Genomic DNA, 13,981 nt, shown 5'->3' on the forward strand with positions numbered 1-13,981 from the left:
CGCCAGGGGCGGTACGGCCGAGGCCGTGCCGCCCCTGGCGTTCCGTCCGGAGCGAAGAAGGCACGCGTCGAGCGCCGGCGAGCGCTCACCCGGCTCGCGGGGCGCGCCGGGGCACGCCGTAGCGCTCGCGGAAGACGTTGCGCTCGGGGGCGCGCCGGCCGGGGTGCGGCCGGGTCTCCGCGGCGTGGCCCACCGAGACCAGCAGGGCGACGGCGAGGTCGTCGCGGCCGTCGATCCCGATCACCTTCTTCACCTCCGCCTCGTCCCAGCCGTTCATCGGCGAGGTGGCCAGGCCGAGTTCCGTCGCGGCGAGCATCAGGAAGGAGGCGGCGATCACGGCGTCCTTGACCGCGTACTCCCTGAGCAGTCCCCGTTCGTCGAGGTCCTCCTGGAAGGCCGTGGACGCGGCGGAGAACATGGCGGCGAAGTCGTCGCTCCAGGCACCGTTGGCGCGGGCCTGCGCGTAGACGTCGCCGTGGTCCTCGCGCCAGGACTGCGACTCGGCGACGAAGACGAGCACGACGGGGGCTTCCCGGGGCTGCGGCTGCCCTCCGGTGGCCCGGGCGAGCCCCTGCCGCCCCTCGTCGCCGGTGACGACGACGATCGAGCGGTCCTGAAGGTTCCAGCTGGTGGGCGCCTCGACGGCCAGGGTTAGGAGCGCGGCGAGCGCGGTCTCCGGTACAGGGTCGGGCCGGTAGTGGCGGATCGTGCGGCGGAGGCGGATGGCGTCCGCGACGGACAGGGTGTGAGTCGTCATGGCACTCACTATCGGAGAGTGACTCTCCAGCAGGAAGTAGGCACCTTTTAGTGCGTTACTCTCCCCCGCATGAAGCCCGTCGTGGAATCCTCCGGACTGCCGGCCGACGTCTACTCCGCCAAGTGCCCGACCCGCCAGGTCCTCGACCACATCTCCGGCAAGTGGACGATCCTGGTCGTGGACGCTCTCCTTCAAGGGACCCTGCGCTACTCGGAGTTGAGCCGCCGCATCGAGGGGGTCTCGCAGAAGATGCTGACCCGGACGCTGCGCGGCCTGGAGGCCGACGGCTTCGTCCGCCGCACGGTGTACCCCACCGTCCCGCCGCGGGTCGAGTACGACCTGACGGAGCTCGGCCGCAGCCTCGCGGAACCGGTCACCGTGCTCCGGGAGTGGACGGAGGCACACATCAACGACATCGAACGGGCACGCGAGCGGGTGGCGTCCGAGGCGCCGTCACCGTCACCCGAGGCCGGCTGAGCCGGGGGCGGGGGCCGGACGCGACGCGGCCCTCCCCGCAAACGCCGAGTGGGGAGCCGGCGTCCTGCCGGCTCCCCACTCACGCCGGATGCCTCAGCCCCGGCGGGCGTTCAGTCTCAGCTGCAACCGCTGGTCGAGCCGCAGCCCTCGCAGATGTAGCAGGAACCGGCGCGCTGCATCTTCGTGCCGCAGGAGAAGCACAGCGGGGCGTCCGCCTGGATGCCCAGCTGCATCTCCACCAGCTCGGCGCTGGTGTGCGCCTGCTGCGGGGCGGGCTTGACCGCCTCGACCTCGGCCTTGGGCGTGGCGACGGCCTTCAGTTCCTGCGCGCGGGGCGCGGACTGTGCGAGGCCCTCGACGTCCATCTCCTCGTCGGTCGGCTCGTACGAGCCGGTCTCCAGGTGACGCTGGCGCTCCTCGGCGGAGTGGATGCCGAGCGCGGAGCGCGTCTCGAAGGGGAGGAAGTCGAGCGCCAGGCGCCGGAAGATGTAGTCGACGATCGACTGCGCCATCCGCACGTCCGGGTCGTCCGTCATGCCGGCCGGCTCGAAGCGCATGTTGGTGAACTTCGAGACGTACGTCTCCAGCGGCACGCCGTACTGCAGGCCCACCGAGACGGCGATGGAGAAGGCGTCCATCATGCCCGCGAGCGTCGAGCCCTGCTTGGACATCTTCAGGAAGACCTCGCCGAGACCGTCGTCCGGGTAGGAGTTGGCGGTCATGTAGCCCTCGGCGCCGCCCACCGTGAAGGAGGTGGTGATGCCGGGCCGGCCCTTGGGGAGGCGCTTGCGGACCGGGCGGTACTCGACGACCTTCTCGATCGCGGTACGGATCGTCTCCTCGGCCGTGGCGGTGACCTCCGCCTTCTCCTTCTCCTTGGTCTTCGCGGAGAGGGGCTGGCCGACCTTGCAGTTGTCGCGGTAGATGGCGAGCGCCTTGACGCCCATCTTCCACGCCTCGAAGTAGACCTCCTCGACGTCCTCGACGGTCGCCGTCTCCGGCAGGTTGACCGTCTTGGACAGCGCGCCGGAGATCCACGGCTGGATCGCGGCCATCATGCGGACGTGGCCCATCGCGGAGATGGAACGCTCGCCCATGGCGCAGTCGAAGACCTCGTAGTGCTCCTGCTTGAGACCGGGGGCGTCGATCACGTTGCCGTTCTCGGCGATGTGGGCGACGATCGCCTCGATCTGCTCCTCCTGGTAGCCCAGGCGGCGCAGGGCCTGCGGCACGGTGCCGTTGACGATCTGCATCGAGCCGCCGCCGACCAGCTTCTTGAACTTGACCAGGGCGAGGTCGGGCTCCAGGCCGGTGGTGTCGCAGGACATCGCGAGACCGATGGTGCCGGTCGGGGCGATGACCGAGGCCTGCGCGTTGCGGAAGCCGTTCTTCTCGCCGAGGCGGAGCACGTCCTGCCAGGCCTCCGTGGCGGCGGCCCAGATCGGGGTGTCCAGGTCGTCCATGCGGACGGCCACGGCGTTGGCGTCGGAGTGCTGCTTCATGACGCGCTGGTGCGGCTGCGCGTTGCGGGCGTAGCCGTCGTACGGGCCGACGACCGCGGCGAGCTCGGCGGAGCGGCGGTACGACGTACCCGTCATCAGGGAGGTGATGGCGCCGGCGAGGGCGCGGCCGCCGTCGGAGTCGTACGCGTGGCCGGTCGCCATGAGCAGGGCGCCGAGGTTGGCGTAGCCGATGCCCAGCTGACGGAAGGCGCGGGTGTTCTCGCCGATCTTCTGGGTCGGGAAGTCGGCGAAGCAGATGGAGATGTCCATCGCGGTGATGACCAGCTCGACGACCTTCGCGAAGCGCTCGACGTCGAAGGACTGGTGGCCCTTGTTGTCGTCCTTGAGGAACTTCATCAGGTTCAGCGAGGCGAGGTTGCAGGACGTGTTGTCCAGGTGCATGTACTCGCTGCACGGGTTCGAGCCGTTGATACGGCCGGACTCCGGGCACGTGTGCCAGTGGTTGATCGTGTCGTCGTACTGGATGCCCGGGTCGGCGCAGGCCCAAGCGGCCTCGGCCATCTTGCGGAAGAGCGACTTGGCGTCGACCTCCTCGATGACCTCGCCGGTCATGCGCGAGGTGAGGCCGAACTTGCCGCCCGTCTCGACGGCCTTCATGAACGTGTCGTTCACCCGGACCGAGTTGTTGGCGTTCTGGTACTGGACGGACGTGATGTCGTCGCCGCCCAGGTCCATGTCGAAGCCCGCGTCGCGCAGGGCGCGGATCTTCTCCTCCTCCTTCACCTTGGTCTCGATGAAGTCCTCGATGTCGGGGTGGTCGACGTCGAGGATGACCATCTTGGCCGCGCGGCGCGTGGCGCCGCCCGACTTGATGGTTCCCGCGGAGGCGTCGGCGCCGCGCATGAAGGAGACGGGACCCGAGGCGTTGCCGCCGGAGGAGAGGAGCTCCTTGGAGGAGCGGATGCGGGAGAGGTTCAGGCCGGCGCCGGAGCCGCCCTTGAAGATCATGCCCTCTTCCTTGTACCAGTCGAGGATCGACTCCATGGAGTCGTCGACGGACAGGATGAAGCAGGCGGAGACCTGCTGGGGCTGCGGCGTGCCGACGTTGAACCAAACCGGCGAGTTGAAGCTGAAGATCTGGTGCAGGAGGGCGTGGGCCAGCTCGTGCTCGAAGATCTCGGCGTCGGCGGGGGAGGCGAAGTAGTTGTAGTCCTCGCCGGCCTTCCGGTACGTCTTCACGATCCGGTCGATGAGCTGCTTGAGGCTCACCTCTCGCTGCGGGGTGCCCACAGCGCCGCGGAAGTACTTGCTGGTGACGATGTTGACCGCGTTCACCGACCAGAAGTCGGGGAACTCGACGCCACGCTGCTCGAAGTTGACCGAGCCGTCGCGCCAGTTGGTCATGACGACGTCACGGCTAGCCCACTCGACCTCGTCGTACGGGTGCACGCCGGGGGTGGTGTGGATGCGTTCGACACGCAGTCCCTTGCTCGCCTTGGTGCCCTTGGCGCGGGAACTCCGTGCCGGACCGCTCGCCGTCTCTGTCATGCCGCCTCCCTGTATCAGGCTAAAACGCCCTGAAGTGCCACGTTCTTCCTATGGCACGTTGTGTGTCTGGTACTGCGCGAGCCGCGAAACGCGGTCCCCCGCAGCAGGTCTTGGGTCGCCGCCGGTCGGCCGGGGCCGGACGGTTGGTCCGGGCCGGCCCGCCGGTCAGTCGGCGGCGTTCGCCGGTTCGGGGACCTGAGCGGTCTCTCCGGACCCGCGGTCGGTCGTCCGGCGCTCCGCGTCCGCGTCGTCACCGTCCGCGGCGGGGCGCTGCCCGTCTTCCCTGAGTTCCACGATGGCGGCCTCGAAATCCTCCAGCGAGTCGAACGCCCGGTAGACGGACGCGAACCGCAGATAGGCGACGAGGTCGAGCTCCCGCAACGGGCCGAGTATGGCCAGCCCCACGTCGTGGGTGGTCAGTTCGGCGCTTCCGGTGGCGCGCACCGCCTCTTCGACCCGCTGGCCGAGCTGGGCGAGCGCGTCCTCGGTGACAGGCCGTCCCTGGCACGCCTTGCGCACGCCGTTGATGACCTTGGTGCGACTGAAGGGCTCGGTGACCCCGGACCGCTTGACCACCATCAGCGAGCACGTCTCCACCGTCGTGAAACGACGGGAGCAGTCGGGGCACTGGCGGCGCCTGCGGATCGACGTGCCGTCGTCGGTCGTACGACTGTCGACGACGCGGCTGTCTGGGTGCCTGCAGAAGGGGCAGTGCATGGCTCCATCCCTCCTTCACGGCACGACTCATAGACCTCAGGGACCTCTCGGGCCCCTCGAAGCAGCCCCCAGCATAGGCGATGCCCTGGGGCGGAAAGACCCGGGGGACCACAACTTCTGGGCTGCTGTTGCAATCCAACCACTACATGTGGTGCCAGGCACGTAAATCCACACGGGGCGCGCGTGTCGCACCCGTACTGGCATGTGCCACGCGGGCGTACCGGGGGACGGGCCGGGCGGGACGCGGCGCGCGACGCACGGGAGGGGCCGGTTCACGGCCCGCGGGGCACGTGATGGCAGACTGGCCGCGGTCCCACGGCCGTCGGTGCGGTCGCCGCTCCGGCGGTGAAGAGTACAGGAATCAGCCGTTCTGTCCGCCGGGCACCACGTCGGTCATTACACCCAGACACATGATCACGTCAGTGAAATCCCGGTTTTTCACTCGAACGTGTGTTTGGCGCAACCTTTCGAAAGCCACTACCGTTGTCCAGCAGGGAGACCATCGAGAGGGGCCGACGTGACCACGACCGCAGACAGCGCCACCATCACCGCCCAGGACCGCTCCCAGGGCCGACTCGAGCCGGTGCATGCGATGAACGAAGCCATGAATCCTGAGGGGACCAAGCGGTCCCTGCCCGGCCGACCTCCAGGCATCCGGGCGGACAGTTCCGGGCTCACGGACCGACAGCGCCGGGTGATCGAGGTCATCAGGGACTCCGTGCAGCGGCGCGGATACCCGCCGTCGATGCGGGAGATCGGTCAGGCGGTCGGCCTGTCCAGCACGTCGTCCGTCGCCCACCAGCTGATGGCGCTGGAGCGCAAGGGCTTCCTGCGCCGCGACCCGCACCGCCCCCGGGCGTACGAGGTCCGCGGTTCCGACCAGTCCTCCGTGCAGCCCACGGACACCGCCGGCAAGCCCGCCGCGTCGTACGTGCCGCTCGTGGGCCGTATCGCCGCCGGCGGTCCGATCCTCGCCGAGGAGTCGGTCGAGGACGTCTTCCCCCTCCCCCGGCAGCTGGTCGGCGACGGCGAGCTGTTCGTCCTGAAGGTCGTCGGTGACTCGATGATCGAGGCGGCCATCTGCGACGGGGACTGGGTGACGGTCCGCCGCCAGCCGGTGGCGGAGAACGGCGACATCGTGGCCGCCATGCTCGACGGCGAGGCCACGGTCAAGCGGTTCAAGCGCGAGGACGGCCACGTGTGGCTGCTGCCGCACAACAGCGCGTACCAGCCGATTCCGGGCGACGAGGCCACCATCCTGGGCAAGGTGGTCGCGGTGCTGCGGCGGGTGTGACCCGCCGCGGCGGGCTCCCTGCTCCATCGCCCGCCCCTCAGACCGGGCCCCGGGACCACCTGCGCCGGTTCCGGGGCCCTGCGCTGTCCCCGCCGCTCAGCGGCGGCGCGCTTCGGGCCCGCCCCCTTCGGGGGGCTGGCCCGAACCCATGCCTACGAAACTTCGCTGTCCTCGACGGCCGCGTCCTCCGCCTTGCGGGCGGCCTCGTCGATCGCGGCCAGTGACCTGCGCACCTGGTTGCGGTCCGTCGTGTACCAGAAGTCGGGCAGCGAGGCCTTGAGGTAACTGCCGTAGCGGGCCGTCGCCAGCCGCTGGTCCAGTACGGCGACCACCCCGCGGTCCCCCGACGCCCGTACGAGGCGGCCGGCACCCTGGGCCATCAGCAGCGCGGCGTGGGTGGCGGCGACGGCCATGAAACCGTTGCCCCCCGCCTCCTCGACCGCCTTCTGGCGGGCGCTCATCAACGGGTCGTCGGGGCGCGGGAACGGGATCTTGTCCATGACGACCAGCTGGCAGCTGGGTCCTGGCACGTCGACGCCCTGCCACAGGGACAGCGTGCCGAACAGACAGGTCTTCGGGTCGGCGGCGAAGTTCTTGATCAGCTCCCCCAGCGTCTCCTCGCCCTGGAGCAGGATGGGGAACTCGGGGATGCGCGTGCGCAGTTCCTCGGCCGCGAGCTGAGCGGCCCGCATCGAGGAGAACAGCCCGAGCGTCCGGCCGCCCGCCGACTGGATCAGCTCCGTCAGCTCGTCCAGCATGTCCGCGCGGTCGCCGTCACGCGCGGGACGCGACAGATGCTTGGCGACGTAGAGGATGCCCTGCCTGGGATAGTCGAACGGCGATCCGACGTCGACGCCCTTCCACTGCGGCAGGTCCTCGTCCGCCACGCCCTCGGGACCGAGGCCGAGCGAGGCCCCCACGCCGTTGAAGTCGCCGCCCAGCTTCAAAGTCGCCGAGGTCAGCACGACCGACCGGTCGGTGAAGAGCTTCTCCCTCAGCAGCCCGGACACCGACATGGGCGCGACCCGCAGGGAGGCCCCGAACCGGTCGTGCCGCTCGTACCAGACGACGTCCCACTCCGAGCCGTTGGTGATGCGCTCCGCCACGTCGTGCACGGACTCCACCGACGCGAGGGCCTGCTTGCGCACCGCGTCCTCGTCCTGCACGGACTTGTCGCGGGTGGCGCCGATCGCCGAAATCACCGTACGGGCGGCGTCACGCAGTGCCATGAGCGCGTAGCCGAGGTCCTCGGGAATCTCCTCCAAGCGGCCGGGCAGGGCCAGCTCCATGAGCCGCTCGAAGCCCTCGGCGGCGGTCTGGAGCTGGTCGGCGGCCTTCTCGTTGACCAGCTTGGCCGCCCGGCGCACGGCGCGGTTGACCTGGCCGGGGGTGAGCTCGCCGGTGGCGACGCCGGTGACCCGGGAGACCAGCTCGTGGGCCTCGTCCACGATGAGGACCTCGTGCTGCGGGAGGACCGGGGCGCCCTCGATGGCGTCGATCGCGAGCAGCGCGTGGTTCGTGACGACGACGTCCGCGAGCTTGGCGCGCTCCCGCGCCATCTCGGCGAAGCACTCGGCGCCGTACGCGCACTTCGTGGCTCCCAGGCACTCCCGGGAGGACACCGAGATCTGTGCCCAGGCGCGGTCCGAGACACCGGGGGTCAGGTCGTCCCGGTCCCCGGTCTCCGTCTCGTCCGACCAGTCGCGCAGGCGGACCAGGTCCTGTCCGAGCCTGCTGGTGGGGGCGGCCGCCTCGAACTGGTCGAAGAGGCCCTCCTCCTCGTCCTGCGGCATGCCCTCGTGCAGCCGGTGCAGGCACAGGTAGTTCGACCGGCCCTTGAGCATCGCGAACGAGGGGCGGCGGCGCAGCAGCGGATGGAGCGAGTCGACGGTCCGCGGGAGGTCCCGCTCGACGAGCTGCCGCTGGAGCGCCAGGGTGGCCGTCGCCACGACGACGCGCTCCCCGTGCGCGAGCGCGGGCACCAGGTAGCCGAGCGATTTTCCGGTGCCGGTGCCGGCCTGGACCAGGAGATGGGATCCGTCGTCGATGGCGCCCGCGACGGATTCGGCCATGGTCACCTGGCCGGGACGCTCCGTACCGCCGACGGCGGTGACGGCGGCGTGCAGGAGTTCGGGGAGTGAGGGCTTCGTCATAGCGCGACCACCCTACGGGGCAGGACTGACAACCGGGCGATCACGCCGGTGGCGGAGGGCGTGATCGGGACGGGGGCGGCGCGACCCGAGCGCGGGTGCCGTACGGGCACCGGGCGGATCGTCGCGGCCACGGAAGCGGGGTGCGGGCGCGGATCGGGGCGCGGGTTCCGTCGCGGGTCCCCGTGCGGGGCGGGTGAGCGGGACGTGCCGCGAGGGAGTACTTCTCGGCCGGTCGCCGGTCCCGTGCGGTCTGCGCGCCGGCGGGCGTCCGCGCTACAGCGCATCGCGCAGGCCCCGGTCCCTGACCATGAGCGCGGCCCGCTTGCCCGGCAGGTCCACCTCGGCGGAGAACCGGAAACCGGCACTCATGAACGCCGAGACGGAGGGGGTGTTGCGCAGGTCGGGTTCCGCGACGACGCGCGCGCAGGCCGGGCGGTTCTCGTGCACGAGGCCGGCGACGGCGCGGAGCAGTGCGGAGCCGACGCCCCGCCCCCGGTCGGCGACGCCGCCGATCAGGAGATGGACCCCGGTGTCGTGCGGGCGGGCGGGGTAGTGGCGGGCCAGTGGGTCGAGATCGGCCCGGTACAGCTCCCAGTAGCTCATCGGGGTGCCGGCGAGGACGCCCAGGCAGGGCACGCTGCGTCCGTCGTCGGCGAGCCGCTCCCGCAGGTGCCGCTCGGTCACCGCCTCGGGTCCGGCGAGTTCCCAGAACGCGGCGACGGCGGGGTCGTTCATCCACCGCGTGATGAGCGCGAGGTCGCGCCCGAGCCGGACGGGGACGAGCTGGAAGACGCCCACGGGGGTGGCCGCTGGTCCCCAGGTGCCGACGCGGTCGAGCAGGTCCTCGCCGGCCGGAGCGGCCGCGTCCGCCGTCGCCTCCCCCGCCCCGTCCGACGCGGCGTGCGGCCCGGCCTCCTCGGCGAGGAGGGCGAGGAACTCGTCGGTCAGGCGCAGGTCCAGGGTGTCCTCGCCGTCCGAGTCCGGTCCGGGCCCCCGCTCGGCACCTGGGCCGGTGACGGGGACGCTTGCGGCGTCGGTGCTCGCATCGGTGGAAGGCACGGCGACGCTCCTCTCAGGAGACGGGATGGGTCATGTTCCTCAGGGACGGCACGGGTTGGTGATCGTGACGTACACGGACTGGGTGTCCACCGGGCCCACGAGTTCGTCGAGGCCGTGCAGCCGGGTCAGCAGGTTGGCCTTGCAGCGCAGGACGGGCGATTCCAGGAGGTGCGCGGGGAGAGTGCTGCGCAGCCGGTCCGGGCCGGCCGCCACGTCGGTGAGGAAGCGGCGGAAGGCGGCGAGCAGTACGGGTTCCCCGGCCAGGCGCTGGGAGCCGAAGGCGCCGATGAGGCCCAGGACGTTGTTGACGGCGAGGTAGTAGGCGAAGCGTTCGTCGGTGACCTCGTCGGAGACGAACGTGTCGCTCCGCTCGCCGATGCCGGGGAGCCGGGCGTCGAGCTCCGCACGGCGTGAGGCACGGAAGTAGTAGCCCTGGTTGTCCCGGTAGCGGCCCCCGGCCGGCCAGCCGTCGGGGTCCAGCACGAGCAGGGTGTTCTGCTGGTGCGCCTCCAGGGCGATCCCGGCCTCGCCGTCGAGCCAGAGCACCGGGCGCACGACCTGTTCGAGGTAGCGCAGGAACCACTCGGTGGCCACGGCGCCGCGGGAGCGCCCGGTCCGGGCGGCGAGCCGGGTGACGACCTCGGCCAGCCGGGACCTCATGACGGGGCGGGACAGGTCGCGGGAGTCGGTCCGCGGCCGGGGCGAGACGAAGCCGGCCACGCAGGAGACGTCGTCGGTCGGGCCGAAGGGGTTGTGCCGGATCACGGCGTCGAGCCCCGGCACAGGCTCCCCGTCGGGGCCGTCGACCCCGAGCCAGGCTGGGTCGCGGACGATGCCGAAGCCCGGGTGCGCGGCGTGCCAGCGCCGGGACAGCCCGGCGCGCAGCAGCCGGTGCACCTCGACGCCGCGGTGGAGTTCCTTGCGGAGGTTCTCCCGGCGGGAGTTGGTGATGCGCAGGGCGAGCGACAGCTTGAGCATCGCGGGGGCGCCGGAGCGGTAGAGGGTGCGCACGGACGAGGTGGGGTGCCAAGGGGGTCCGTGGGAGCCCAGGTCGCGGAGCAGCCCGGCGGCGAACAGCGCCTCGGCCTCCGGTCGGTGCCGGATCTCGTGGGCCTGCCAGGGATGCAGGGGCAGGGCGGTGTGCCCGTCGGGCAGCGGCAGCCCGGCACCGGCGAGCCGCGCGGTCAGCTCTCCGGCGGAGACGGGGCGTCCGCGTTCGGTCCACGCCGAGTCCGCGGCGAGCACCGAGGGGGCGACCGCCATCCAGTGCGGCGGGAAGGAGCCGCGCAGCTCGGGCGAGTACCGCCGGGCGTCCGCGTCGGAGAGCCCCTCGCGGCTCTTCGGCGTCGGGTGCAGCGGGTGCCCGAGGAGCAGCGACTGCTCGGCGGAGAGGAACAGGTCGGGGCCGTCGCCGGGGCGCTCGCGCCGCTCGGCCACGAAGGCGGCGGTGCGCCGCACGGAGTCGGCGACGCGTCCGACCAGGTCGTTCACGTCACCGATCCCGCCGCGGGGTACGGAGTGGGCGGCGGGAGTGGGACCGGGGGCGCCGTCGGCGGGGATCGAGGCGACGGCGGCCGAGGCGTCCTGGGCGGGCGCGGGCGGGGCGGTGGTCGGGGTCAGCGGCGGGACGGCAGGTGTCTGGTCGGGGCCGCTGGTGGGGGCTGGTGGCGCCTGGTCGGGGCCGCCGATGGGGGCTGGTGGCGCCTGGTCGGGGCCTCCGATGAGGGCTGGCGGCGCCTGCCGGGGGTGCCCGGCCAGGGCGGCCGACGCCTGCTCGGCACCCCCGGTGGGGGCGGCCGGCGCCTTGTCAGGACGCCCTGCCGAGGCCGGCGGTGCGTGGCCGGACCCTCCGGTGTGGGTGGACGGTGCCTGCTGGCCATGCCCGGCCGGGGCGGGCGGTGCCTGCGTCGAGTGCCCTTCCCCGGAGGGCGGCGCCTGCGGGGCGTCCACCGGCGGGGCGGGCGTGCCGTCCGACGGGCCCGCCTCGGCGCCGGCCGCCGTCTCGCGGGACAGCAGGGCCGCGACCGTCACCGCGTCGACGGGAGGTGCCCAGTGCGGGGCGGTGTCCACGTACGGGAGTCCGAAGCGGTGCCATCCGCTCGGGGACCAGTAGCGGACGGGAGCCAGGAGGACCGTTCCGGTCGCCCGGAGGGGGATGCGGAGGACGCCGTCCCCGGGGGCCGGGAGGTCGTTCTCTCGCACCCAGCAGCGCAGCAGGTTCTCGATGGCCGCCGCCTGGGCCGCGGTGTGCGGATCCGGGTGCTCGATCGGGTCCGTGGCATCGCGCGACCGCGGCCTCTCGGCCGTCGGCGTCCCGTCCTTCTGCCGCGGGACCGACACGGGCTCCGGCACGACCGGGGCGGACTGGACGCCGTCGCCGTCCGGTGTGGGGCCCTGCGGCGAGCCGTCGGATGCTGGGGTCGGATTCACGGGCGTTCCTCGTGGTCTGGGTCTGGGTTCGTGCTGTCGGTCTGTGGTGCGCCGGGACGGGCCGGGTGCGGGGGCCGCACGGGCCGCCGGGGCCGCCTTTCCTGGCTGCCGCGGACGGCACCGCTGCTGAGCGGAGAGGACATCCGCGGGCGGACGTCACCGGGGCGCGGGCGGCGGTGACGGGAGCGTGCGCGCGGGGGCCCCGGCGGAGGCGACCGCGCGTCCGGCCGAGGGCGGTCGTCGACCCGAGGGCGGCACGACCGTCGTCACCAGGCACCCGTGCCACCGGTGCCGTCCCGTGAGCCGTACGCCGGGAGCGGTGGCCTGCCGCCACCCGGGGCCGTCGTCCGACCCACCCCGGCCGGCCCTCGCGTGGCCTGCACCCACGCCCGGCCGGCCTCGCGTGGCCCACGCCCGAGCCCGGTCGCCGCCACGGTGCCGTCCGCCCGCGTCGCCCCGAGCTACCCGGTCCCCTCCGTGTCCCGCCCGGCCCCCGCACGGCCCCGTACGTCAGGACCCGGACCGCCGTGCCGCCGCCCGGCGGGGTCGGTCTCCGCGGGGCCCCGGGCCACCGCCTCCACCGCGTCCGCGAGCCGCTCCAGGACGGCGTTCGCCTGTTCGTCCGTGATCGTCAGGGGCGGGAGCAGGCGTACGACGCTCTCGCGGCGGCCGCCGAGTTCGACGATCAGGCCGCGTCGCAGGCATTCCCGCTGGACGGCGGAGGCGAGGTGCGGCGCGGCGGGAGGCGGGTCCGTGCCGGCGGCGTCCGGCTCGACCAGCTCCAGGCCGATCATCAGCCCCCGGCCGCGCACGTCGCCGACACAGTCGAACTGCTCTCCCAGCGCGCGGAGTTGTCCGAGCATGCGGGCGCCCAGGTCGGCGGCCCGCTCGGCGAGACGGTTCTCGCGGACGTGTGCGAGGGTCGCCGTGCCCGCGGCCATGGCGAGCTGGTTCCCGCGGAAGGTGCCCGCGTGGGCGCCCGGTTGCCACACGTCGAGTTCCTCGCGGTAGACGACGACGGCCAGCGGGAGGCTGCCGCCGATGGCCTTGGAGAGGACCATCACGTCCGGGGTGATGCCGCTGTGCTCCACGGCCCAGAAGGCGCCGGTGCGGCCGACCCCCGTCTGGATCTCGTCGGCGATCAACGGGACGGACCGGGCCCGCGTGATCTGGCGCATGCGCCGCATCCAGGCGTCCGGCGCGGGGATCACCCCGCCCTCGCCCTGGATGGGTTCGAGGATCATCCCGGCGGGGTGCGGCACGCCCGACTTGGGGTCGTCGAGGAGCGACTCGGTCCAGCGGGCGGCGAGTTCGGCACCGCGGTCGCCGCCCACGCCGTACGGGCACCGGTAGTCCTGGGGGTACGGCAGCCGCGCCACCCGTACCTCGGTCGCGCCCCCGGACGCTTCGAGCGCCCCCGCCGTCATGCCGTGGTAGGCGCCGGTGAAGGCGAGCATCGCGGTGCGCCCGGTCGCGGCGCGCACCAGTTTGAACGCGGCCTCCACGGCGTCCGTGCCCGCGGGCCCGCAGAACTGCACCCGCGCCCGGTCGGCGAACGCGGGCGGCAGCGTGCGGAACAGCTCGGTGGTGAAGGCGTCCTTGACGGGGGTGGCGAGGTCGAGGGCGTGCAGCGGCGCCCCCGAGTCGAGGACCTTCCTGATCGCCTCCAGGACCACCGGGTGGTTGTGCCCGAGGGCCAGGGTGCCGGCTCCGGAGAGGCAGTCCAGGTAACGGCGCCCGTCGGCTCCCTCGATCGTCAGCCCGCGCGCGCGGACGGGCACGACGGGCAGGGCGCGCGCGTAGGTGCGCGCGGCGGACTCACGCGCCGACTGGCGCCGCAGAATCCCCTCGTGCGCCGTGTGCGCCTCGGGGGAACCGTCCTCCGCGTGCGCCCCGTCGGGCTCACGCCCCATCACCGCAGACTCCGTCACGGCCACGACTACCGGTCCTCCCGCTGTGCACAGGCGAGTTGGCGGGGGTTTCGAACGCAGGCGGGACGCCCCCCGTACCTACCAACGACGCGGCGGGCGAGGGGAAGCGGGTGAGCCGAAGATCCTTGCCGTGACGGAACCGTTGCCGTTCC

9 protein-coding genes are annotated in these 13,981 nt (G+C 72.5%); 2 read left to right on the forward strand and 7 right to left on the reverse strand.

What is annotated here, in order from left to right; all coding sequences use genetic code 11:
* Positions 1-85 precede the first annotated feature (85 nt).
* The gene (locus ACWGIS_RS19520) at positions 86-757 is read right to left on the reverse strand and encodes a nitroreductase family protein (RefSeq protein ID WP_453363678.1); all 672 of its coding nucleotides are present in this window, start codon (positions 755-757) and stop codon (positions 86-88) included.
* A 69-nt stretch (positions 758-826) separates the two neighbouring features.
* Here ACWGIS_RS19520 and ACWGIS_RS19525 point away from each other — a divergent pair, with 69 nt between their 5' ends.
* The gene (locus ACWGIS_RS19525; RefSeq protein WP_453363679.1) at positions 827-1,234 is read left to right on the forward strand and encodes a winged helix-turn-helix transcriptional regulator; all 408 of its coding nucleotides are present in this window, start codon (positions 827-829) and stop codon (positions 1,232-1,234) included.
* Between the two features lie 116 nt (positions 1,235-1,350).
* On the opposite strand, the gene ACWGIS_RS19530 is transcribed toward ACWGIS_RS19525, so the two are convergent.
* Together ACWGIS_RS19530 and nrdR are read right to left on the reverse strand one after the other, a co-directional pair.
* Complete coding sequence (locus ACWGIS_RS19530) at positions 1,351-4,245, reverse strand: vitamin B12-dependent ribonucleotide reductase (protein ID WP_453363680.1); 2,895 nt, start codon at positions 4,243-4,245, stop codon at positions 1,351-1,353.
* 165 nt (positions 4,246-4,410) lie between these two features.
* On the reverse strand, positions 4,411-4,962 hold the full coding sequence (nrdR, locus tag ACWGIS_RS19535; RefSeq protein WP_453363681.1) for a transcriptional regulator NrdR: 552 nt from the start codon (positions 4,960-4,962) through the stop codon (positions 4,411-4,413).
* A gap of 517 nt (positions 4,963-5,479) precedes the next feature.
* Between nrdR and lexA the strand changes: the two genes are divergently transcribed.
* Complete coding sequence (lexA, locus tag ACWGIS_RS19540) at positions 5,480-6,256, forward strand: transcriptional repressor LexA (protein WP_453363682.1); 777 nt, start codon at positions 5,480-5,482, stop codon at positions 6,254-6,256.
* A gap of 152 nt (positions 6,257-6,408) precedes the next feature.
* Here the strand turns inward: lexA and ACWGIS_RS19545 are convergent, their stop codons facing one another.
* The 4 genes from ACWGIS_RS19545 to ACWGIS_RS19560 form a co-directional block, all read right to left on the reverse strand.
* The gene (locus ACWGIS_RS19545; RefSeq protein ID WP_453363683.1) at positions 6,409-8,409 is read right to left on the reverse strand and encodes an ATP-dependent DNA helicase; all 2,001 of its coding nucleotides are present in this window, start codon (positions 8,407-8,409) and stop codon (positions 6,409-6,411) included.
* A 273-nt stretch (positions 8,410-8,682) separates the two neighbouring features.
* Entirely contained in the window at positions 8,683-9,468 is a 786-nt protein-coding gene (locus ACWGIS_RS19550; protein ID WP_453363684.1) for a GNAT family N-acetyltransferase, read from the reverse strand.
* Between the two features lie 39 nt (positions 9,469-9,507).
* Positions 9,508-11,418 carry an IucA/IucC family protein gene (locus tag ACWGIS_RS19555; protein WP_453363730.1) on the reverse strand — a complete coding sequence of 637 codons (1,911 nt, stop codon included), beginning with the start codon at positions 11,416-11,418 and terminating at the stop codon, positions 9,508-9,510.
* Between the two features lie 941 nt (positions 11,419-12,359).
* Entirely contained in the window at positions 12,360-13,835 is a 1,476-nt protein-coding gene (locus ACWGIS_RS19560; RefSeq protein ID WP_453363685.1) for a diaminobutyrate--2-oxoglutarate transaminase family protein, read from the reverse strand.
* Positions 13,836-13,981: the final 146 nt, after the last annotated feature.

The sequence above is a fragment of the Streptomyces sp. NPDC054842 genome, from assembly GCF_053611025.1.